Source organism: Paracoccus sp. SSJ, from assembly GCF_030234105.1.
Classification (GTDB): domain Bacteria; phylum Pseudomonadota; class Alphaproteobacteria; order Rhodobacterales; family Rhodobacteraceae; genus Paracoccus; species Paracoccus denitrificans.
Window position 1 is genome coordinate 115,162 of sequence record NZ_JASSPE010000005.1, and the last position, 21,038, is coordinate 136,199.

Sequence of the window (21,038 nt, forward strand, 5' to 3'; positions counted from 1 at the left end):
AGGGTTCACCACAAGAAATACGCTGCTAATCTGGCCGGCATGATTCCCGCGCTTGCCATCATCCTGGTCTTCCAGCTTATCGGAGAGGTTGCCACGCGCAGCCTTGGCCTTTTGCTGCCCGGCCCGGTGCTGGGCCTTTTGCTGCTGGTCCTGTCCTGCAGCCTGCGCCCGGCGCTGGCCGAGATGCTGCGCCCGGTGGTCACCGGCATCCTGGGCCATCTGTCGCTGTTCTTCGTGCCGGCGGGCGTCGGCGTGGTGGCGCATCTGGGCCAGTTCCGTAGCGATGGGCTGGCGGTGGCCCTGGCGCTGACCGTATCGACCGCGCTGGCCATCGCGGCTGGGGCGCTGGTGTTCCGCGCCGTGGTGAAACGGATGGGCGGGCCCGAGGAATGACCGACGCGGCGCTGATCTGGAGCTATCTTACGCAAGGGCCGCTTCTGTGGCTGACGGCGACGCTGATCGCCTATTGGCTGGGCGACACCTTCTTTCGGGCCATGGGCCGGCAAAGCTGGGCCAACCCGGTGCTTTGCGCGGTGATCCTGCTGGCCTGCGTGCTGGGGCTGACCGGCACCAGCTACCAGACCTATTTCGAGGGCGCGCAATTCGTGCATTTCATGCTGGGCCCGGCCACGGTGGCGCTGGGAATGCCGCTTTACGACAACCTGCGCCGGGTCAGAAAGGCGCTGCTGCCGCTGGTCGCGGCGCTGCTGGCGGGCTCGGTGACGGCTGTGGTCTCGGCGCTGGCCATCGGCCGGGCCTTCGGGCTGTCCGAGGTGATGCTGGCAAGCCTGGCGCCGAAATCGACCACCGCGCCCGTCGCCATCGGCATCGCCGAGGGGCTGGGCGGAGAGCCCACGATCACCGCCGTCCTGGTGCTGGTCACGGGGATCTTCGGCGCGATCATCGCCACGCCGCTGTTGAATGCGCTGGGGATCCGCGACTGGCGGGCACGCGGCTTTTCGCTGGGCGTGGCCGCACATGGCATCGGCACCGCCCGCGCCTTTCAGGTGAACGAGACCGCGGGCGCATTCGCCGGCATCGGCATGGGGCTGAACGCGGTGCTGACCTCGATCATCGCTCCGCTGGCGCTGCATCTGTTTCGCTGAGCCGCCCGCCCCTCACTCGATGACCGCGCCGCCCAGTTCTTTCAGCCTCAGGGCGATGTCGCGCGTCGCCTCGGCATGTTTGTCGCAGGCGTCGGGCATGCTGACCTTGTTCAAGGCAGGCTGGAGAAAGTTCGAAAAGTAATCGTCCATGCTCAGGCCCATGTGGCCGGCAACGGCCTGAGCAGTGCCGGCGATCAGTGCCGCATCGCCGGCACCGACGCCTTCTATCCGGCAGTTGCTCGCGATGAAGTTCGCCAGAGAAAGCTCATGGAGGGACTGGGCGTTGGACAGTTCTTCAATCCCTTGCTCCGGTGGCGTCTGAATCGTGGAAACCATGTTCGCATAGGCCGGATTCGAGGCAATGCCGCTGAGCATGGCCACCAGCCCCACGGTCATGCCCTTCACGCGCAACAGGCTTGCCCCGGCTGTATAGGCGTTGATCATTTCCCGTTCCTGCCACCAGAGAGATTGGGTGCTTGGTATGACGGCAGGCAGCAAATGCCAATGTCAGCCCCGCCCTGCATAGCGGCCACCGCCCGCAACGAAAAAGGCCGCCCCGCGGGACGGCCCAGCCAATGCGCGGCGCCGGCGCTTACGCTGCGTCGGCCTCTTCGGCGGCGTGGCGGCGCTCGCTTTCCTCGCGCGACAGCGCGACCGAGGTGCGCACGCCCTTGGCCACGAATTCCATCAGCCCCTTCACGACACGCTCGTTCGGATCGATCCCGGCGCAGGACAGCACCTCGCGGCCGTCGCGCGAGCGTGCCCAACGTGCGATCTGATCGGGCCCGTTGCCGTATTTTTTGTCATCGGCGATCGCATCGTCCAGCGCAGCCAGCACAACGGCCGCAAAAAGCTTGCGGGCCCGCTGTCCCTGTTCGAAATTGAAAGCCGAGCCATCCACGAAATCGCGCATCATCATTATCCTGTTTTTCTTGCGGTGCCCCCGCACCTTGACCAATGCCAAGGTTGCTGCATCATCCTGCCTCATAGGCGGCACTGGCCGGCTTAGCCGATCGGTGCCGTGATTCGGTATGCCTCCCGCCGCATGACCGCCATGCATGGCATGCAAACCCCGGCAGATACGTTGAATAGCTGCCAAAAGCAACGTTCTTGCGACATGCGGAAATTCGCAGGCACCCTTGACAACGCACGAAACGCCTTTCGGTTGCCTTGAGGCACGGCAATGGATATAGGTGCGCGCAATCCCGGTTCAACCCCCGGGCCGTCGGAAATTCCCTAATATTTTCAAGGTAATCCCAAATGGCCAGGATCAATGGCAATGAAATCAAGCCCGGCTTCGTGCTGGATCATGACGGCGGGCTGTGGGCGGCGGTCAAGGTGAACCACGTCAAGCCCGGCAAGGGCGGCGCCTTTGCCCAGGTCGAGCTGAAGAACCTGCGCGACGGGCGCAAACTGAACGAACGGTTCCGTTCCGAAGACAAGGTCGAGCAGGTCCATCTGGAGACCAAGGACCAGCAATTCCTGTACGAATCGGACGGCAAGCTGGTGTTCATGGACAGCGAGACCTTCGAGCAGACCGAGCTTGACGCCGATCTCCTGGGCGAGCGGCGGCCTTTCCTGCAAGACGGCATGGTGGCCGCTGTCGAATATTACGGCGACGAGGCGCTGTCGGTGCGCATTCCCCAGAAAGTGATCTGCCGCGTGGCCGAGACCGAGCCGGTGCTGAACGGCCAGACCGCCGCGAAAAGCTTCAAGCCGGCGATCCTGGACAACGGGCTGCGCATCATGATCCCGCCATTCGTCGGCGCGGACGAGGATATCGTCGTCAATACCGAGCTGTTCGAGTATTCCGAACGCGCCTGACCCGGCTTGCCATGCCGCATATGGCCAAGCGCCGCGTGCGGGCATAGGATCGCCTGCAACGCGGTGTCGAACTGGCAATGGGACGGGATGGCAAAGGCGTCCGGAAAGGCGGGAAACGGCGGTCCCGGCAACGGTGAAGTCACCCGGCTTCGCCGCGCCTTCCCCGATGCCGATGGGCTGGACCAGGCCCGCGCCGCCATGAACGAGGCGATCGCGCGGCTCGGTCGGCTCGAGGACATCATGCACGAGATGATCCAGGCCGGACTGGCGCCCACCGTCGGCGGCGGCGAGGGGCTGATCGCCACCGGCCCGCCTGCCGGCCATGCCGCAGCCCGCACCTTGGCCGCCCGCATCGCGGTCCTGGGCAATTGGTCCCAAGCCGCCGGATCGCCGGCGCAAGCATCCGGCCCGGCAACCGAGGCGGACACCGCCGAACCGACGCCGGTTCCCGGCCAGATCTCGCGCCGCATGCTCGACGAACTGGCCGCGATGCTGGGTAAGGCCCATGCGCATCCGCGGGCCGGTCGCGAACTGCGTCCGGTCGACGGCGCGCGCAAGGATACCGCGGCACCGTCCTATCTGCACCTTGACCGGCACCTGCGCCTGCCGCTCGACAGCGGCTCGAACTATCTTGAGATCGAGCGGTGGCAGGACGGGTGCTGGCACCGCACCGGGTTGCGTGCCGTCAAGGACCGCATGGGCGGCATCAAGGTCGATATCGCCCGGCTCGAACGCCTCGCCGGGCCGTTTTCGCCCGAACTGCGCCGGATCCTGGCGCCGGATCCCCGCCCACAGCAGGGCCGGAGCACCAGCCCCGAAAACCGCTACGCGCCCGGGCCGCAACGTCGCGACCAAGCGGGGATGGGCCGGATTACAACCGTCATGCATGATGGCGGCGAAGTGACGGAGGAAACCATGGTGCAACCGACCATTCATGTCGCGCATGAGGATTACGGCAGTTCCGGCCGCTATGTCGTCACCCTGCCCGGAATCGAGGGCGAGGCCGAACTGACTTGGCGCGCCGGCGGCCCCGGCATCATCGTCGCCGACCACACCTATGCGCCCGACGCCATGCGCGGCTCGGGCGCCGCTGCCGCGCTGGTGCGGCGGCTGGTGGCGGATGCACGGGCGCGCGGCGTGCTGATCGTGCCGGCCTGCAGCTATGTGCGCGCCCAGTTCGACCGCCATCCCGACTGGTCCGATCTGCGCGCCGACGCCTGAACCACGCTGCCTTGCCTGCAAACCGGATGCCGCTCATGTTGGCGCAAACCTTCATATCAGTTTCGATATGCAAACTCACTTTCTGCATAATTGACGGACATATGACCCAGGACTAGCCTCACGGTCGGACTGGCGGTTCGCAACCGCCGCCGCGGCTCGGAGGCCCGATTTTTCCGCGCCGCGCAAGAAGGGGGAGCACCGGCTGGGCCATGCCGTGGAGGCGGCCGCCACCCGGGCAATATCGACAGGGAGGAAACATGCTGAACCTGAGGAAATACGCCCTGGCTCTGGCCTCGGCGGCGGCGCTTTCGCTGCCCGGCATCGCCGTGGCCGAGGGCATGGTCGGGATCTCGATGCCGACCAAGACCTCGGCGCGCTGGATCGACGACGGCAACAACATGGTCAAGCAGTTCCAGGACGCGGGCTACCAGACCGACCTGCAATATGCCGACGACGACATCCCCAACCAGCTGGCGCAGATCGAGAACATGATCACCAAGGGCGTAAACGTGCTGGTGATCGCCGCCATCGACGGCACCACGCTGTCGAACGCGCTGGCCAATGCGAAGGCCGCCGACATCAAGGTCATCGCCTATGACCGGCTGATCCGCGACACGCCCGACATCGACTATTACGCCACCTTCGACAACTTCAAGGTCGGGGTGGAACAGGCGACCACGCTGGTCGACGGGCTGAAGGAACGCTTTCCGGGCATGAAGCCCTGGAATGTCGAGCTGTTCGGCGGCAGCCCGGACGACAACAACGCCTATTTCTTCTATGACGGCGCCATGTCGGTCCTCCAGCCGCTGATCGACGACGGCTCGGTCGTGATCGCCTCGGGACAGATGGGCATGGACAAGGTGGGCACGCTGCGCTGGGATCCGGCCACGGCCCAGGCGCGCATGGACAACATCCTGTCGGCGAACTACACCGACAAGCCGCTGCACGGGGTTCTGTCGCCCTATGACGGGCTGTCCATCGGCATCCTGTCGTCGCTGAAGGGCGTCGGCTACGGCTCGGGCGACTTGGCCATGCCCATCGTGACCGGCCAGGACGCCGAGATCCAGTCGGTCAAGTCGATCAAGTCCGGCGAGCAGTATTCCACCATCTTCAAGGACACCCGCGAGCTGGCCAAGGTCACCGTCGGCATGGTCAACGCCATGATGAAGGGCGAAGAGCCCGAGGTGAACGATACCGAAAGCTATGACAACGGCGTCAAGACCGTGCCCTCCTATCTGCTGGAGCCGGTGGCCGTGACCGAAAGGAATCTCGAAGAGGTGCTGGTCGGTTCGGGCTATTATACCGAGGACCAGTTGAAGTGACCGGGTGCCGCCGCAGGTTTCTTGCGGCGGCGCGATCCGCGTGACCGCAAGGGGTGGCCATGGACGCGATTCTGGAAATGCGGGGGATCACCAAGGAATTCCCCGGCGTGAAGGCCCTCGACAATGTCAACATGGCCGTCCGGCGCGGCGAGATCCGCGCACTGGTCGGCGAGAACGGCGCCGGGAAATCCACGCTGATGAAGGTGCTGTCGGGCGTCTATCCGCATGGCAGCTATCAGGGCGAGATCCTCTATGACGGCCGGCCCGTGGCCAATCGCTCGATCAGGGACAGCGAGGAACAGGGCATCGTCATCATCCACCAGGAACTGGCGCTGGTGCCGCAGATGTCCATTGCCGAGAACATCTTCCTGGGCAACGAGATCGCGACGCGCGGCATCATCGACCGGCGCGAGACCAACCGCCGCACCGCCGAGCTGCTGGCCCAGGTGGGCCTGCGCGAAAGCCCGGAAACCAAGGTCGGCAGCCTGGGCATGGGCAAGCAGCAGCTGATCGAGATCGCCAAGGCGCTGTCGAAAAAGGTCGACCTGCTGATCCTGGACGAGCCGACCTCCTCCCTGAACGAGAACGACAGCGACGCGCTGCTGCGCCTGCTTGCCGGATTTCGCGACCGGGGCATGACGGCAATCCTGATCTCGCACAAGCTCAACGAGATCAGCCAGGTCTGCGACAGCATCACCGTGCTGCGCGACGGCGCGACGGTGGCGCATCACGACGGCATGGTCGAGGAATCGCGCATCATCCGCGACATGGTCGGCCGCTCGATGAGCGACCGCTATCCGTCGCGCCAGCCGAAGGTCGGCGAGGTGGTGATGCAGGTGCGCGACTGGACCGTCGCCGATCCGGCGCGCGACGGCCGCCTGCTGGTCAAGGGCGCCGGCTTCGACCTGCGGCGCGGCGAGGTTCTGGGCATCGCCGGCCTGATGGGGGCCGGCCGCACCGAACTGGCGATGAGCCTGTTCGGCCGCTCGATGGGCGATTGGAAATCCGGCTCGGTCACGCTGCACGGCAAGCCGGCCGACCTGTCCACCGTGCCGCGCGCGATCCGCGCCGGCCTCGCCTATGTGACCGAGGACCGCAAGTCGCTGGGCCTGGTGCTGGACGACACGATCCGCCGCAACATCCCGCTGGCGAACCTTGCCGGCATCTCGACCCGCGGCGTGGTGGACCGCCAGCGCGAGGGGGCGGTGGCGCGCGACTATCGCCAGCGGATCAACATCCGCTCGCCCTCGGTCGAAAGCCGCACGATGAACCTGTCGGGCGGCAACCAGCAAAAGGTGGTGCTGGCGAAATGGCTGTTCGCCGAGCCCGAAATCCTGATCCTGGACGAACCGACGCGCGGCATCGACGTGGGCGCGAAATACGAGATCTACACCATCATCCGCGATCTGGCCGCCGCCGGAAAGTCGATCATCGTCATCTCGTCGGAAATGCCCGAGCTCCTGGGCATCACCGACCGCATCCTGGTGATGAACGAGGGCCGGCTGGTCGGCGAGATGCCGACGGTCGAGGCGACGCAGGAACGCATCATGCAGGTCATCATCCGCTCGGGCCACGACCTGACCGACGAAACCGTCACCCCCGAGGAAATCGAGGCAGAGGCCGCCCATGTCTGACACCACCACCGACCGCCGCGGCGACACCTTCGGCTTCATCCGCCGCAACATCCGCGAATACGGCATCCTTTTCGCGCTGATCGTCATCATGGCCTTTTTCCAGGTGGTGACCGGCGGCATCCTGTTCCGGCCGGTGAACCTGACCAACCTGTTCCTGCAAAACAGCCATATCGTCATCATGGCGGTCGGCATGCTGCTGGTCATCGTCGCCGGCCATATCGACCTGTCGGTCGGCTCGGTCGCGGCCTTCGTCGGCGCGCTTTCGGCGCTGATGATCGTCCGGCTGGGCCTGCCGATCCCGGTCGTCGTGGTGCTGAGCCTGGCCGCAGGCGCGGTGATCGGCGGCATCCAGGGCTATTGGATCGCCTATTGGAAGATCCCCAGCTTCATCGTCACCCTGGCCGGGATGCTGGTGTTCCGCGGCCTGACCATGTGGATCCTGCAAGGCCAGTCGATCGGCCCCTTTCCGCGCGAATTCCAGATGATCGCCTCGGGGTTCATTCCCGACCTCTTCGGCCCGGACAAGCCCAACACGCTGTCGCTGATCCTGGGCTGGGGCGCGGCGCTGGCGATCCTGTGGCTGCAGATCCGCGGCCGCAAGCGCGAAGAGGCGGTGGGCATCGTGGACGAGCCGTTCGCCTTCTTCGCCGCCAAGAACGCGCTGATCTTCCTGGCGCTGGTCTGGATGACCTGGGTGCTGGCGAATTTCCGCGGCCTGCCCAACGTCTTCATGGTCATGGCGGTGCTGGTCGCGCTTTACGCCTTCGTGTCCGAGCGCACCACCATCGGCCGGCGCATCTATGCCATCGGTGGCAATGCCAAGGCCGCCAAGCTGTCGGGCATCAATTCCGAGCGGGTGGTGTTCCTGACCTTCATGAACATGGGGATGCTGGCGGCGCTGGCCGGGATCGTGGTCTCGGCCCGGCTGAACTCGGCCACGCCCAAGGCCGGCGTGGGGTTCGAGCTTGACGTGATCGCGGCGGTGTTCATCGGCGGCGCCTCGATGGCGGGCGGCGTCGGCACGGTGATCGGCGCGGTTGTCGGCGCCTTCATCATGGGGGTAATGAACAACGGCATGTCCATCCTGGGCATCGGCATCGACTATCAGCAGGTCATCAAGGGGCTGGTGCTGATGGCCGCGGTGATCTTCGACGTGTCGAACAAGAGCAAGTCGTGACCCCCGACTGGATCGCCGTCGACTGGGGCACCACAAGGCTGCGCGCCTGGGCCATGCGGGATGCGCAGCCGCTGGGCGCCCGCAGTTCGGATCGCGGCATGAGCGCGCTGACGCCTGCGGAATTCGAGCCGGCGCTGCTCGACCTGATCGCCGACTGGCTGCCCGCGACCGGCCGGATGCGCGTCGTCGCCTGCGGCATGGTCGGCGCCCGCGGCGGCTGGGCCGAGGCGAGCTATCGCGCCACCCCCTGCCCGCCCATCGACCCGCGCCGCGCCACGAGCATTCCCACCCGCGACCCGCGGCTGGATGTCCGCATCCTGCCCGGCCTGTCGCAGGCCGAGCCGCCCGACGTCATGCGCGGCGAGGAAACCCAGATCGCCGGCTTCCTGGCCGGGCACCCGGATTTCGAGGGCGCGCTCTGCCTGCCCGGCACCCACAGCAAATGGGTCCGGCTGTCGCGGGGCCGGGTCGAACGCTTTCGCAGCTTCATGACCGGAGAGATCTTCGCGCTGCTTGCCGGCCAATCGGTGCTGCGGCTGACCATCGGCACGGCGCGCGCCGACCCGGCGGCCTTTGCCCAGGCAGGGGCCCAGGCGCTGGCCGATCCCCATGCCGCGCAATCGGGGCTGTTTGCCCTGCGCGCCGCCGCCCTGCTGCGGGGCCTCGCGCCGGAGCAGGCGGCGGGGCGGCTTTCGGGCCTGCTCATCGGCGCCGAACTGGCCGCCGCGCGGGATTTCTGGCGGGACGCCCCGACCGTGATCGTCGGCGCGCCGGATCTGGCGCGGCTTTACGAAACCCTGCTGCTGGCAGCGGGCGCCAGGACATGCCAGAAAGACGCAAGCGCCCTGGTCCTGGCCGGCCTTGCCGCCGCCCGCCTCGACTTGCCGGAGGACACATGACCCAGCCCATCATCGCCATCCTGCGCGGCCTGACCCCGGCCGAGGCCCTGCCCGTCGCCCGCGCCCTGGTCGCTTCCGGCATCGACCGGATCGAGGTGCCGCTGAACTCGCCCGATCCGCTGGACAGCATCCGGCTGATTGCAGCGGCACTGGACGGACAGGCGACCATCGGCGCCGGAACCGTGCTGACGGTGGACCAGGTCGCGCAGGTGGCCGATGCGGGCGGGCGGATGATCGTCTCACCCAACACCGATCCGGCGGTGATCCGCGAGACGAGGGCGCGCGGCCTGCAATCCTGGCCCGGCGTCTTTACCGCCACCGAATGCTTTGCCGCCATCGCCGCCGGTGCGACCGGACTGAAGCTGTTTCCCGCCGACCAGGCCGGCACCGGCATGCTGAAGGCGCTGCGCGCGGTGCTGCCGCCCGACCTGCCGGTCTATGCCGTGGGCGGTGCCGGCCCGGGGAATTTCGCCGAATGGCTGGACGCCGGGGCGCAGGGCTTCGGCATCGGCAGCGCGCTCTATCGTCCCGGCGACGGGCCCGAGACGGTTGCCGCCCGCGCGCGCGAAATCGTCGCGGCGCTGCGGGCCTGCGCATGAGCGCACAGGTCTTCGACCCCCGCATCTGCGAGCTGGGCGAAGGCGCCTTCTGGCATCCCGAGCGCACCCAGCCTTTCTGGTTCGACATCCTCGGCCGCCGGCTCCTGTCGCGGCAGGACGGAACCGAGCTGGAATGGCGCTTCGACGAGATGGTCTCGGCCGCCGGCTGGATCGACCGCGACCACCTGCTGATCGCCAGCGAAACCGCGCTCATCCGCTTCGACCTGCGCGACGGCCGGCAGGAACGGCTGGTCGCACTGGAAGCCGACCGGCCCGGCAACCGCTCGAACGACGGGCGGGCCGATCCTTTCGGCGGCTTCTGGCTCGGCACGATGGCACGCGATGCCAAGGCTGGAAAAGGCGCGATCTATCGGTATCTTGAAGGAGAGCTACGCCTGCTGCGGGGAAACATGTCCATCCCGAACGCGATCTGCTTTTCTCCTGACGGGCGCCGGGCCTATTTCGCCGACACCGCCGCCCAGACTGTCTGGTCGCAGGACCTGGACGAGCGGGGCTGGCCCCGCACCGAGGCCCGCGTCTTCCTGGACCTGGCCGGCACCGACCAATTCCCCGACGGCGCCGTCACCGACGAGCAGGGCCGGTTCTGGAACGCGCGCTGGGGCAGCGGCTCGGTTGCCTGCCATGCCCCGGACGGCAGCCTGCTTCGCCGCCTGACCCTGCCAGCCAGCCAGCCCAGTTGCCCGGCCTTCGCCGGCCCGGATCTCTCGCAGCTGATCGTGACCAGCGCCGCCGAGGGCCGGCACGGTCCCGAGGATGGCCGCACCTGGCTTCTGGATCCGGGCACCCGGGGCCGGCCAGAGCCGCGGGTCAAGGCATGATGCCCCGCAAGTTCGGCATGCTTCCCGATGGCCGGCCGGTGATGCAGGCGACGATCTCGGGCCACGGGCTGACGGCCTCGATCATCACGCTGGGCGCCTCGCTCCAGGATCTGCGGCTGGCCGGGGTCGGGCATTCGCTGGTGCTGGGCTTTCCCCGGCTGGAGCCCTATCTGGACGAAGGCCGCTATTTCGGCGCCGTGGTCGGGCGCCATGCCAACCGCATCGCGCATGGCCGCGCCGTGATCGACGGGCAGGACCTGCAACTGGATCGCAACCAGGACGGGCGCCACCTGCTGCACGGCGGCCATGACGGCTGCGGCACCCGCAACTGGATGCTGGCCGATTGGGACGAAAGCTCGGTGGCGCTGGCCGATTACCTGCCCGCGGGGCATATGGGCTTTCCCGGCGCCATGCTGATCCGCGCCACCTGGTCCATCCTGCCCGGCCCGACCCTGATGCTGACGATCCTCGCCACCTCGGACGAGGCCACCTTCTGCAATTTCGCCCAGCACAGCTATTTCAACCTCGACGGCGCGGAAACCGTGGCGGACCACCGGCTGGCCATCCCGGCCGAGACCTATCTGCCGGTGGACGGGGACATGATCCCGCTGGGCGACCCCGCCCCGGTCCAGGGCACGCATCTGGACTTCCGCGCCCCGGTCGCCCTGGGCGAACGGCTGGGCGGGCCGCGCATCGACCACAACCTCTGCGTCTCGTCCCGGCGCCGGATCATGCCGCGCAAGGTCGCGATGCTCCAGGCGGGCGGGCTGATGATGAGCCTGCGCTCGACCGAGCCGGGGCTCCAGGTCTATCCCGGCGAGCATCTGGCGCCCGGCGCGCCGGGCCTAAACGGAAGGCCCTATGGCCGCCATGCCGGCATCGCGCTGGAATCGCAGCTCTGGCCCGATGCGCCCAACCATGCCGACTATCCCTCGGCGCTGCTGGGGCCGGGCGAGCTCTACCGCCAAAGCACGGTGATGAGCTTTTGCCGCAGCCCGAAAGGTTGACGCAAGATCAAGGATAGAACTAATGCGGGTTCAGGGAGGATTCATGGACCCCGCATCGACCGAAGCCCTATCCGCCACGGGCGGGCAAGCGCCCTTCGCGGCGCAATTGCACGCCCGCCTGCGCCAGCGCATCATCCGCGGCGAACTGCCGCCCGGCACGCGCCTCTCCGAACAGGAGATCGCCGACCAATGCGCCCTATCGCGCCAGCCGGTGCGCGAGGCCTTCATCCGCCTTGCCGGAGAGGGGCTGCTGGAGGTCCGGCCGCAGCGCGGCACCTTCGTCACCCGCATCGACATGGAATGGGTGCTCTGCACGCGCTTCATCCGCGAATCGGTCGAATCCGACATCGCGCGCCTGGCCGCCGCCCGCGCGCAACCGCAGGACCGCGAGGCGCTGTCCCGCCAGATCGCCCGGCAGGAGGCCGAGACCGAGCCGGCGGCACTGGCGCAGCTGGACGAGGAATTCCACGCCACCCTGGCAGGGATCGCCGGCAAGGCGATGGTCTGGAACCACCTGCACCAGATGAAGATGCATCTCGACCGCGCCCGCCACCTGCTGACGGCGATGACGCCCAAGGACACCATGCTGGCCCAGCACCGCGACGTGGCCGAGGCCATCGCCGCGGGCGACCCCGACCGCGCCGAGGCCGCCATCCGCCAGCACCTGCGCCGCGTTCTGCTGGACCTGCCGGGGGTGCTGCGGCTGTCGCCGGACTATTTCACCAAGACCGACACGCTGGCGGAAACGCTGGCCGCCGAAGCCTGACGGCCTTCTTCGTTCTGCAAATACTCCGGCACCCGCGCCGTCAGTCGCTGCGCCGCACCCTCTGGCGCTGCTCGCCCAGACCCTCGATGCCCAGCCGCATGACCTCGCCGCCCCGCAGGAATACCGGCGGCGTCGCGCCCATGCCGACGCCGGGCGGCGTGCCGGTGGTGATTACATCCCCGGGCATCAGCGTCATCAGCCGCGAGCAATAGGCCACGATCTCGGCTACGCCGAAGATCATCGTCGCGGTCGAGCCCTGCTGGCGGCGCAGCCCGTCCACCTCCAGCCACAGCTCCAGCGCCTGCGGATCGGGCACCTCGTCGCGCGTGACCAGCCAGGGACCGATCGGGCCGAAGGTGTCGAACCCCTTGCCCTTGTCCCAGGTGCCGCCGCGCTCGGCCTGCCATTCGCGCTCGCTCACGTCGTTGACCACGCAATAGCCCGCGACATGCTCCAGCGCCATCGCCTCGGACACATGGCTCGTGCGGGCGCCGATGACCACGCCCAGCTCGACCTCCCAATCGGTCTTTTGCGCGCCGGGCGGGATCACCACGTCGTCGTCCGGGCCGATGATGCAACTGGTCCATTTGTTGAACACCACCGGCTCGGCCGGCACCGGCAGCCCGGCCTCGGCGGCATGGTCGGCGTAGTTCAGCCCGATGGCGACGAATTTCGGCACCTGGCCCACGCAGGGCCCCAGCCGCGGCTGGCCCGAGACGATGGGCAACCCGTCCAGGTCCAGCGCCGCGATCCCGGCCAGCCCCTCGGGCTCCAGCACCGCGCCGGCGATATCGGCGACATGGGCCGACAGGTCGCGGATGCGGCCCTCGCCGTCCAGCAGCCCCGGCTTTTCCCGGCCCGGCGGGCCATAGCGCAGCAGTTTCATCCCTTATCCTTTCGCATGTCCAAGACTGTTCAGCCGCGCCCGACAAAGGGCATGTTGGTCGCCATCACCGTCATATGCAGCACGTTGGCGCCTTCGGGCAGGCTGGCCATGTGCAGCACCGCCTCGGCCACGTTCGCCGCATCCATCACCGGCTCGGGCCGGATCGAGCCGTCGGCCTGCGGCGCGCCCTGCGTCGCCACGGCCGATATCATCTCGGTCGCGGCATTGCCGGCGTCGATCTGGCCGCAGGCGATGTTATAGGGGCGGCCGTCCAGCGCCAGCGTCCGCGTCAACCCCGTCACCGCATGTTTCGAGACCGTATAGGGCACCGAGCCGGGACGCGGTGCCTCGGCCGCGATCGAGCCGTTGTTGATGATCCGCCCGCCCATCGGCTGCTGCCGCCGCATCTGGCGAAAGGCGGCGCGGGCGCACAGGAACATGCCGTCGATGTTCACCCCGGCGATGTCGCGCCATTCCTGCCAGGAAATCTCGTCGATCAGGCGCGAGATCAGGATGGCGCCGGCATTGTTGAACAGCACGTCCAGCCGTCCCCATTCCGCCACCGCGCGGGCAAAGGCGGCATCGACCGCCGCCTCGTCCGTCACATCGCAAGGCAGGACCAGCGCATCCGGGTGGCCCGCCGCCGTCTCGGCCAAGGCCGCCTCGCGCCGGCCGATCAGCCCGACGCGCCAGCCGGCCTCCAGGAACCGCCGGGCGGTCAGCCGGCCGATACCGCTGCCGCCGCCGGTGATCAGGATGGTTTTCATCTTTCGCGCCCCCTCGCCCTTCATGGCGCGGATGCTAGCGGCATGACCCCGCAAGGAAAAGGGCCGCCCGAAAGGCGGCCCCACGGATCACGCTTCCGGGTCCCAGCCGCTGATCTGCTTGCTGTCCATGAACTCCTCCAGCCCCCAGACGCCGCCCTCACGCGCCCGGCCGGACGCCTTGACGCCGCCGAAGGCCGAGCCCCTGCCGCGGCTTTGGCCATTCGTCTCGATCATGCCGGCGCGCAATTGCCGCGCCAGCCGGTTGCGGCGCGCACCGTCGCCGGTCTGGACGTAATTGGTCAGGCCATAGATCGTGTCGTTGGCGATCCCGACCGCCTCTTCCTCACTGTCGAAGGGGATGATCGACAGCACCGGGCCAAAGATCTCCTGCCGGGCGATGGTCATGTCGTTGGTGACATCGGCAAAGACGGTCGGGCGCACGAAATAGCCGCGATTGACGCCCTCGGGCAGGCCGGGGCCGCCGGCGACCAGGCGCGCGCCCTCGTCGATGCCCTTCTGGATCAGATCCTGGATCTTGTCCCATTGCTGCTTGCTGACCACTGGGCCGATATGCCGCCCGGGCTGATGCGCGCTTGCCACGGCCGTTTCCTCGGCCACCTTGCGGGCCTGCTCGACCGCGGTCTCATAGAAAGACCGCTCAACCAGCATCCGCGTCGGCGCGTTGCAGCTTTGGCCGCTGTTGTAGAAGCAATGCCGCGCCCCGCGCACCACCGCCTTTTCGTCGGCATCGGCAAAGACCAGGTTCGCACCCTTGCCGCCCAGTTCCAGCGCCACCTTCTTCAGCGTGTCCGCGGCGGCCTTGGTGATGGCGATGCCGGCGCGGGTCGAGCCGGTAAAGCTGATCATGTCCACGTCGGGATGCACCGAAAGCTGAGAGCCCACGCCCGCGCCATCGCCGTTCACCATGTTGTAGACCCCCGGCGGCAACCCGGCCTCGTCCACGATCTCGGTAAAGACGATCGAGGACAGCGGCGCGATCTCGCTGGGCTTCAGCACCACCGTATCGCCGGCCAGCAGCGCCGGGATCACCTTCAGCGTGACCTGGTTCATCGGCCAGTTCCAGGGGGTGATCAACCCGACCACGCCGACCGGCTCCCATGCCACCATGCTGGTCGGTGTGTCGGGACGCAGCGGGCGGATGAATTCGAAACCCTTGAACGCCTCGATGAAGGTCTCGATGTGATAGCTGCCGGCGGCGGTCTGGTCGTTCAGCGACATGTCCTGCGGCGCGCCCATCTCGGCGCTGATGGCGGCGGCCATGTCGGGCGCGCGGCGCTTGTAGATCTCCAGGATCTTTTCGACATGGGCCAGCCGCTCGGCCGGGGGCGTGGCCGCCCAGGCCGGGAAGGCCGCCTTGGCCGCGGCCACCGCCGCATCGGTGTCGGCCTGGCCGCCCAGGCTGATGACCGCAACCGGCTCTTCGGTCGAGGGGTCGATGACCTCAAGGTCGTTCGGCTGGCTGGGCGCGACCCATTGGCCGTTGATGTAGAATTTCCGCTTGTCGGCAAGTCCGCTCATCCGAGCCTCCCTTGATCTGCGATTGGCCCGCAGACTGGCACCCGCGGGACCGGGCTGCAAGCGGCAGCAGGGGTGGATTTTATCACGACTGAACAGATCGAGTTGGACAATCCGCCGCGGATGCCTATCTTGGCGCCTGAGATCAACCGAAAGGATCCGACATGTCCCTGCGCATCAACGACACCGCCCCGGATTTCACCGCGAACTCGACCGAGGGCCAGATCAGTTTCCACGACTGGATCGGCGACAGCTATGCGGTCCTGTTCTCTCATCCGCGCGATTTCACCCCGGTCTGCACCACGGAATTCGGCGTCGTGGCACAGCTGATCCCCGAGTTCGAGAAGCGCGGCACCAAGGTTCTGGGCGTCTCGGTCGATTCGGTCGAGGACCACGGCAAATGGAAGGCCGATATCGAAAAGGTGGCCGGCACGCCGGCGAATTTCGCCATCATCGACGACACCGGCCTCAAGGTCGCCAAGGCCTATGACATGCTGCCGGCCGATTACTACCTGCCGACCGAGGGCCGCACGCCGCAGCATTCGGCCACGGTGCGGACCGTCTTCATCATCGGCCCGGACAAGAAGGTGCGGCTGACCATGACCTATCCGATGTCGGTCGGCCGCAACTTTGCCGAAATCCTGCGGGCGCTGGATGCGGTGCAAAAGACCGACGGCGTGCCGCTGGCCACTCCCGCGAACTGGGTGCCGGGCCAGGACGTGATCGTCGCGCTGGCGCTGGACGACGCGGCGGCCGAGGCGAAATACGGCCAGCTGAACAAGGCACTGCCCTATCTGCGCTTTGCCAAGGATCCGGCCTGACGCCAAGTCGCAAAGGCCGCGGCACCGCCCGCGGCCTTTTCACCCTCGCGCCAGCCGCCGTTTGTGGCGCCATGCGATCAGCTTGTTGATCAGCTGGCGCCGCTGTTTGATCAGCCCGTAAAGCGGGTGCCGACCGGTTGCCGACCGCTTGCCCTTGCCGTCCTCGATCTGGCTTTCCACGCCAGTCGTCGTGACCAGCGGCGGCCAGACCGCCAGTCCCCGGTCGCTGCGGGTCAGCCAGTGGCGGAAATGATTGTCCACCCCGGCAGTGATGCGCCGATGCGTGCTGACAAAGGTCTCGGCCCCCTGCCGCGACCAGATCAGCCCGGTCGTTGTCATGGGAAAGTAATGGGCGCGGGTCAGGTCATGATGCCGGCCTGCGACCTCGAAACCCATGACCGGGGTAAATATCTTGTGCTGGCCGGCACCGATATTGATCAGATCCCAGTCGCGATCATGCCGGTCCAGCCAGTCCGACAGGATGCGCAACCCCTTGGCAAAGCCGGGCTTCAATTGCATGTCATCCTCGAACACCACGCCATATTCGGCGCCGCTGTCCAGAAACCGCCGCGCGCAATCGAGATGGCTGAGATAACAGCCGATCTCGCCCCCGCGCAAAGGCCGGCCCATATAGGCCATCGCCCCGGCAGGGTCATAATCGGGAAATTCCTCGATCCGCAGTGCCCTGCCGTCAAAGGCCGGGACGCGTTCGAAAGGGATGCCCGCCTCGTCCAGTTGCCGGGTGGCTGAACGAAGCCGCTCATCCGAACTGTCGAGGTTGATGAGATAGACCGGGACCAGGCGGTCCGGCGGGTCAAGGGCGCTCATGCCTCGTCCTCCCACCAGCCGGTGCGGTCGCGGCGGTGAAGCGCGCGAAGCCGGGCAAAGGCCGTGTCGTTGACCTGCATCCGGTCATAGACCGTCTTGAGGATCTTCCCCGCGTGACCGGCGGCAAAGTAAGGCTCCAGCCGCCAGTACATGTTTCGAAGAGTGTCTTCGGTTCCGACGGTAAAGACCAGCATCCCGTCGAACAATGTCACCCGCTCAGTTTGAAGCCGTTCGACCCGCTTGGGCAAAGGGGCCGATACTCCTGCACCGCGGATATAACGGTCGGATTCGTAGATCTTTACGGTATTACCCAATAGTGAGGCCATCATTGCGGCCGCGCGCGCCTGCACATCAGGGGCGTGGTCGGCAAAAGTATCCGCCGCCGAAATCAGCCAGCGGAGATTCAGATTTCCGCAAAGAAATTCTGCCTCCTCCCCCCACAGCGCAAGAAACTGCCCAAGGCTTTCGGCCGGACGCACCTCGCGGCGGATAAGCACGATCAGCGTCGCGTGATGAAGAAGAAGCTCGGGTTGGCCAGAAAATTCGCGCCTCAGATTTGCCAGGTGCAAGTCGAGAGATTTTTCTGTGCGGCCTGTCTGCACCGGCTCGCCGGCCTCGACGATCCGCTCGCGCATCGCCGTCAGGTCGGGATCAGCGGCGACATGCCGCCACGCCCCCCAGCGCTTGCGGTGCTGGTTGAGCGAAAAGAAGCGCTCGATCCGGGATTTCCTGCGCCTGACCATCCACCTGTTCCCGCCGTGAATGAACCCTGTCCATCCGCTGATGTCCGGGGCCGTCATGAAAAGGACCCGGACGATGCCGGGTCCCTCCTGATGTCGCGAAAGGCTCAGCCTTCGGCGGCCTCTTCCTTCTTCTCGGGGGCGATCTCCTCGCCGGTCTCCTGGTCGACCATCTTCATGCCAAGGCGCACCTTGCCGCGGTCGTCGAAGCCCAGCAGCTTGACCTTTACCTCCTGGCCTTCCTTCAGCACCTCGTTGGGGTGGTTCAGGCGCTTGCCGGCGATCTGGCTGACATGCACCAGACCGTCGCGCTTGCCGAAGAAGTTCACGAAGGCGCCGAAATCGACCAGCTTCACGACCTTGCCGACATAGATCTTGCCCTCTTCCGGCTCGGCCACGATCGAATAGATCATGTCATAGGCCTTCTTGATCGAATCGGCATTGGCCGAGGCGATCTTGATGGTGCCGTCGTCGCTGATGTCCACCTTGGCGCCCGAGGTCTCGACGATCTCGCGGATCACCTTGCCGCCCGAGCCGATCACTTCGCGGATCTTGTCGGTCGGAATGGTCATGGTCTCGATGCGCGGGGCATGGGCGCTGAACTCGCGGCGGCCTTCGGACAGAGCCTTGGACATCTCGCCCAGGATGTGCAGACGGCCATCCTTGGCCTGCGCCAGCGCCTGTTCCATGATCTCGGGCGTGATGCCCGCGACCTTGATGTCCATCTGCAGGCTGGTGATGCCGTTTTCCGTCCCGGCGACCTTGAAGTCCATGTCGCCCAGGTGGTCCTCGTCGCCCAGGATGTCGGTCAGCACCGCCCAGCGGCCGTCCTCTTCCAGGATCAGGCCCATGGCGACGCCGGCGACCGGCGCCTTCAGCGGCACGCCCGCATCCATCATCGACAGCGAACCGCCGCAGACCGAGGCCATCGAGGACGAGCCGTTCGACTCGGTGATCTCGCTGACCACGCGGATGGTATAGGGGAAGTCGGTCGGCGCCGGCAGCACGGCTTGCAGCGCGCGCCAGGCCAGCTTGCCGTGGCCGATCTCGCGACGGCCGGGGCTGCCGACGCGGCCCACCTCGCCCACCGAATAGGGCGGGAAGTTGTAATGCAGCAGGAAGTTGCTGCGGGAGTTGCCATGCAGCGCGTCGATGATCTGCTCATCGTCGCCGGTGCCCAGCGTGGTCACGACCAGCGCCTGCGTCTCGCCGCGGGTGAACAGCGACGAGCCGTGGGTCCGGGGCAGGAAGCCGACTTCGCAATCGATGGGCCGCACGGTCTTGTTGTCGCGGCCGTCGATGCGCGGACGGCCGTCGATGATGCCGCCACGCAGGATGCCCGATTCCAGCTTCTTCAGCGCCGAGCCCAGGTTCGGGTCCAGCAGTTCCTCTTCGGACAGGCCCGCCAGGACCTTCGCCTTGGCGACCTCGATGGCGTCGCGGCGCTCACCCTTGTCGTGGATGGCATAGGCGGCGCGCATATCGGCCTCGCCCAGCGATTTCACCCGGGCATAAAGCGCGCTGTAATCCGGCGAGGCGAACTCGAAGGGTTCCTTCGCGGCGGCCTCGGCCAGGTCGATGATCAGGTCGATTACCGGCTGCATCGCTTCGTGGCCGAACTTCACCGCGCCCAGCATCTCGGCCTCGGTCAGCTCATAGGCTTCCGATTCGACCATCATCACCGCATCGCGGGTGCCGGCGACGACCAGGTCCAGCCGCTGCTCGGGGTTCAGGCGCAGGTGGTCCATGTCCTGGACCTCGGGGTTCAGCACATATTCGCCATCGGCGAAGCCGACGCGGGCGGCGGCGATCGGGCCCATGAAGGGCACGCCGGAAATCGTCAGCGCGGCCGAGGCGGCGATCATGGCGACGATGTCGGGATCGTTGACCAGGTCGTGGCTCAGCACCGTGCACATCACCAGCACTTCATGCTTGAAGCCGGGGACGAAAAGCGGGCGGATCGGGCGGTCGATCAGGCGCGCGGTCAGCGTTTCCTTTTCCGAAGGACGGGCCTCGCGCTTGAAGAAGCCGCCGGGGATCTTGCCGGCAGCATAGTATTTTTCCTGGTAATGCACCGTCAGGGGGAAGAAGTCCTGGCCGGGCTTGGGTTCCTTGGCGAAGGTGACGTTGGCCATGACGCTGGTCTCGCCCAGGGTGGCGATGACCGAGCCGTCGGCCTGACGGGCAACCTTGCCCGTTTCCAGCGTGAGCGTTTCCTGGCCCCACTGGATGGATTTCTTCACTTCATCAAACATCTGGTTTCCTCTGGCGACGCGCCGGCCCTTCCGGTCGCGTCCCGTGTCAAATGGCGGCCCCATTGCCGCCGCCCCTATCCTTCGCATGTGCCCCGGGGCCTGGCGTCACGTCACAGATGGAGACGCCCCATACAGGAAAACAAGGGATATGGGAAGTGTCTTGGGTCGCTGCCGTCGCAGGCGGATTGCCGGTGCGGCTGCATGCAGGCTCCGTTCGTGCGATCCGACGGAAAGGCCGGCTCGCCGCCGATGCGGAGGACTTGGAAAGAGCGCCGCTTGCCAGGGCGATATTCGCCCGGCAAGCGAGTCGCAAGGATGCCGGACGCCGAATATCCATGACAGCGATCCCCCGGATCCGATCTGCCGCTCTTGCCGGCTTTCGCTGATCGACCGGCCCGCGATGCGGAACGAAAAACGCCCGCGGCTTTCGCAACGGGCGCCTCGAACTTCCGAAAGCGTGCCTGGCACGCAGCAGCCTGCCTTAGCGGCGCAGGCCCAGCTTGGCGATCAGCACGTTGTAGCGGGCTTCGTCCTTGCCCTTCAGGTAGTCCAGCAGCTTGCGGCGCTGCGCGACCAGCTTCAGCAGGCCACGACGCGAATGGTTGTCTTTCTTGTGGGTCTTGAAGTGCTCGGTCAGCGTGGCGATGCGCGAGGACAGGATCGCGACCTGCACCTCGGGCGAGCCGGTATCGCCTTTCTTGGTGGCGAATTCGGTCATCACGCGGTTCTTTTCTTCGACCGTGATCGACATCGGGGGCTCCTTTCAGGATCAAGGGGTTATGGCTCAGGCCGGGATGTCGTCCAGCACAGG

The 21,038-nt window shown here is 66.7% G+C and carries 22 protein-coding genes; 13 read left to right on the top strand and 9 right to left on the bottom strand.

Translation table 11 applies throughout. The features are described 5' to 3' along the window. The first annotated feature begins 39 nt into the window (after nucleotides 1–39). Nucleotides 40–393, top strand: a complete 354-nt coding sequence (locus tag QPR87_RS07130) for a CidA/LrgA family protein (protein WP_011749014.1) — start codon at nucleotides 40–42, stop codon at nucleotides 391–393. Further along, nucleotides 390–1,106, top strand: a complete 717-nt coding sequence (locus QPR87_RS07135) for an LrgB family protein (protein WP_011749015.1) — start codon at nucleotides 390–392, stop codon at nucleotides 1,104–1,106. Before QPR87_RS07130 ends, QPR87_RS07135 begins: the two co-directional genes overlap by 4 nt. 12 nt (nucleotides 1,107–1,118) lie before the next feature. Here QPR87_RS07135 and QPR87_RS07140 read toward each other — a convergent pair whose 3' ends face one another. Together QPR87_RS07140 and QPR87_RS07145 are read right to left on the bottom strand one after the other, a co-directional pair. Further along, entirely contained in the window at nucleotides 1,119–1,550 is a 432-nt protein-coding gene (locus tag QPR87_RS07140; protein ID WP_041529995.1) for a hypothetical protein, read from the bottom strand. Between the two features lie 148 nt (nucleotides 1,551–1,698). Next, nucleotides 1,699–2,019 carry a DUF6280 family protein gene (locus QPR87_RS07145; RefSeq protein ID WP_024842734.1) on the bottom strand — a complete coding sequence of 107 codons (321 nt, stop codon included), beginning with the start codon at nucleotides 2,017–2,019 and terminating at the stop codon, nucleotides 1,699–1,701. A 347-nt stretch (nucleotides 2,020–2,366) separates the two neighbouring features. Between QPR87_RS07145 and efp the strand changes: the two genes are divergently transcribed. The 10 genes from efp (at nucleotide 2,367) to QPR87_RS07195 (ending at nucleotide 12,394) form a co-directional block, all read left to right on the top strand. Continuing rightward, nucleotides 2,367–2,930, top strand: a complete 564-nt coding sequence (efp, locus tag QPR87_RS07150) for an elongation factor P (protein WP_011749018.1) — start codon at nucleotides 2,367–2,369, stop codon at nucleotides 2,928–2,930. A gap of 87 nt (nucleotides 2,931–3,017) precedes the next feature. Beyond that, nucleotides 3,018–4,151, top strand: a complete 1,134-nt coding sequence (locus tag QPR87_RS23735; RefSeq protein ID WP_502921600.1) for a GNAT family N-acetyltransferase — start codon at nucleotides 3,018–3,020, stop codon at nucleotides 4,149–4,151. A 257-nt stretch (nucleotides 4,152–4,408) separates the two neighbouring features. Then, nucleotides 4,409–5,473: a multiple monosaccharide ABC transporter substrate-binding protein gene (gene chvE / locus QPR87_RS07160; protein ID WP_230999582.1), complete on the top strand. Its 1,065-nt coding sequence runs from the start codon at nucleotides 4,409–4,411 to the stop codon at nucleotides 5,471–5,473. 59 nt (nucleotides 5,474–5,532) lie between these two features. Beyond that, nucleotides 5,533–7,107 carry a multiple monosaccharide ABC transporter ATP-binding protein gene (gene mmsA, locus QPR87_RS07165; protein WP_104493140.1) on the top strand — a complete coding sequence of 525 codons (1,575 nt, stop codon included), beginning with the start codon at nucleotides 5,533–5,535 and terminating at the stop codon, nucleotides 7,105–7,107. Beyond that, the gene (mmsB, locus tag QPR87_RS07170) at nucleotides 7,100–8,284 is read left to right on the top strand and encodes a multiple monosaccharide ABC transporter permease (RefSeq protein WP_011749022.1); all 1,185 of its coding nucleotides are present in this window, start codon (nucleotides 7,100–7,102) and stop codon (nucleotides 8,282–8,284) included. Before mmsA ends, mmsB begins: the two co-directional genes overlap by 8 nt. Further along, nucleotides 8,281–9,183 (top strand): 2-dehydro-3-deoxygalactonokinase, encoded by a 903-nt coding sequence (locus QPR87_RS07175; protein WP_285048921.1) that lies wholly within the window; start codon nucleotides 8,281–8,283, stop codon nucleotides 9,181–9,183. The genes mmsB and QPR87_RS07175 overlap by 4 nt, the downstream gene beginning before the upstream one ends. Next, the gene (locus tag QPR87_RS07180) at nucleotides 9,180–9,782 is read left to right on the top strand and encodes a 2-dehydro-3-deoxy-6-phosphogalactonate aldolase (protein WP_285048923.1); all 603 of its coding nucleotides are present in this window, start codon (nucleotides 9,180–9,182) and stop codon (nucleotides 9,780–9,782) included. The genes QPR87_RS07175 and QPR87_RS07180 overlap by 4 nt, the downstream gene beginning before the upstream one ends. Further along, nucleotides 9,779–10,621, top strand: coding sequence for an SMP-30/gluconolactonase/LRE family protein (locus QPR87_RS07185; protein WP_285048924.1), 843 nt, complete (start codon nucleotides 9,779–9,781; stop codon nucleotides 10,619–10,621). The genes QPR87_RS07180 and QPR87_RS07185 overlap by 4 nt, the downstream gene beginning before the upstream one ends. Beyond that, nucleotides 10,618–11,628, top strand: coding sequence for an aldose epimerase family protein (locus tag QPR87_RS07190; RefSeq protein ID WP_285048926.1), 1,011 nt, complete (start codon nucleotides 10,618–10,620; stop codon nucleotides 11,626–11,628). The genes QPR87_RS07185 and QPR87_RS07190 overlap by 4 nt, the downstream gene beginning before the upstream one ends. A gap of 43 nt (nucleotides 11,629–11,671) precedes the next feature. Beyond that, a complete protein-coding gene (locus QPR87_RS07195) occupies nucleotides 11,672–12,394 on the top strand; it encodes a GntR family transcriptional regulator (RefSeq protein WP_011749027.1) in 723 nt (240 codons plus the stop codon). Between the two features lie 40 nt (nucleotides 12,395–12,434). Here QPR87_RS07195 and QPR87_RS07200 read toward each other — a convergent pair whose 3' ends face one another. From QPR87_RS07200 to QPR87_RS07210, 3 genes are all read right to left on the bottom strand, one after another. After that, complete coding sequence (locus QPR87_RS07200) at nucleotides 12,435–13,280, bottom strand: ureidoglycolate lyase (RefSeq protein ID WP_011749028.1); 846 nt, start codon at nucleotides 13,278–13,280, stop codon at nucleotides 12,435–12,437. Nucleotides 13,281–13,309: 29 nt separating this feature from the next. Next, nucleotides 13,310–14,047, bottom strand: coding sequence for an SDR family oxidoreductase (locus QPR87_RS07205; protein ID WP_011749029.1), 738 nt, complete (start codon nucleotides 14,045–14,047; stop codon nucleotides 13,310–13,312). 87 nt (nucleotides 14,048–14,134) lie between these two features. Then, on the bottom strand, nucleotides 14,135–15,586 hold the full coding sequence (locus QPR87_RS07210; RefSeq protein WP_285048927.1) for an aldehyde dehydrogenase family protein: 1,452 nt from the start codon (nucleotides 15,584–15,586) through the stop codon (nucleotides 14,135–14,137). A 161-nt stretch (nucleotides 15,587–15,747) separates the two neighbouring features. Between QPR87_RS07210 and QPR87_RS07215 the strand changes: the two genes are divergently transcribed. Next, nucleotides 15,748–16,404: a peroxiredoxin gene (locus QPR87_RS07215; RefSeq protein WP_011749031.1), complete on the top strand. Its 657-nt coding sequence runs from the start codon at nucleotides 15,748–15,750 to the stop codon at nucleotides 16,402–16,404. Between the two features lie 39 nt (nucleotides 16,405–16,443). On the opposite strand, the gene QPR87_RS07220 is transcribed toward QPR87_RS07215, so the two are convergent. The 4 genes from QPR87_RS07220 to rpsO all read right to left on the bottom strand — a co-directional run bounded on the left by QPR87_RS07220 (nucleotide 16,444) and on the right by rpsO (nucleotide 20,978). Further along, nucleotides 16,444–17,232 carry a glycosyltransferase family 25 protein gene (locus QPR87_RS07220; RefSeq protein WP_285048928.1) on the bottom strand — a complete coding sequence of 263 codons (789 nt, stop codon included), beginning with the start codon at nucleotides 17,230–17,232 and terminating at the stop codon, nucleotides 16,444–16,446. Beyond that, nucleotides 17,229–17,975: a hypothetical protein gene (locus QPR87_RS07225; protein ID WP_285048929.1), complete on the bottom strand. Its 747-nt coding sequence runs from the start codon at nucleotides 17,973–17,975 to the stop codon at nucleotides 17,229–17,231. Before QPR87_RS07225 ends, QPR87_RS07220 begins: the two co-directional genes overlap by 4 nt. Nucleotides 17,976–18,079: 104 nt before the next feature. Then, nucleotides 18,080–20,227 (bottom strand): polyribonucleotide nucleotidyltransferase, encoded by a 2,148-nt coding sequence (gene pnp, locus QPR87_RS07230; RefSeq protein WP_285048930.1) that lies wholly within the window; start codon nucleotides 20,225–20,227, stop codon nucleotides 18,080–18,082. A gap of 481 nt (nucleotides 20,228–20,708) precedes the next feature. Further along, the gene (gene rpsO, locus QPR87_RS07235; RefSeq protein WP_011749035.1) at nucleotides 20,709–20,978 is read right to left on the bottom strand and encodes a 30S ribosomal protein S15; all 270 of its coding nucleotides are present in this window, start codon (nucleotides 20,976–20,978) and stop codon (nucleotides 20,709–20,711) included. Between the last annotated feature and the right edge of the window lie 60 nt (nucleotides 20,979–21,038).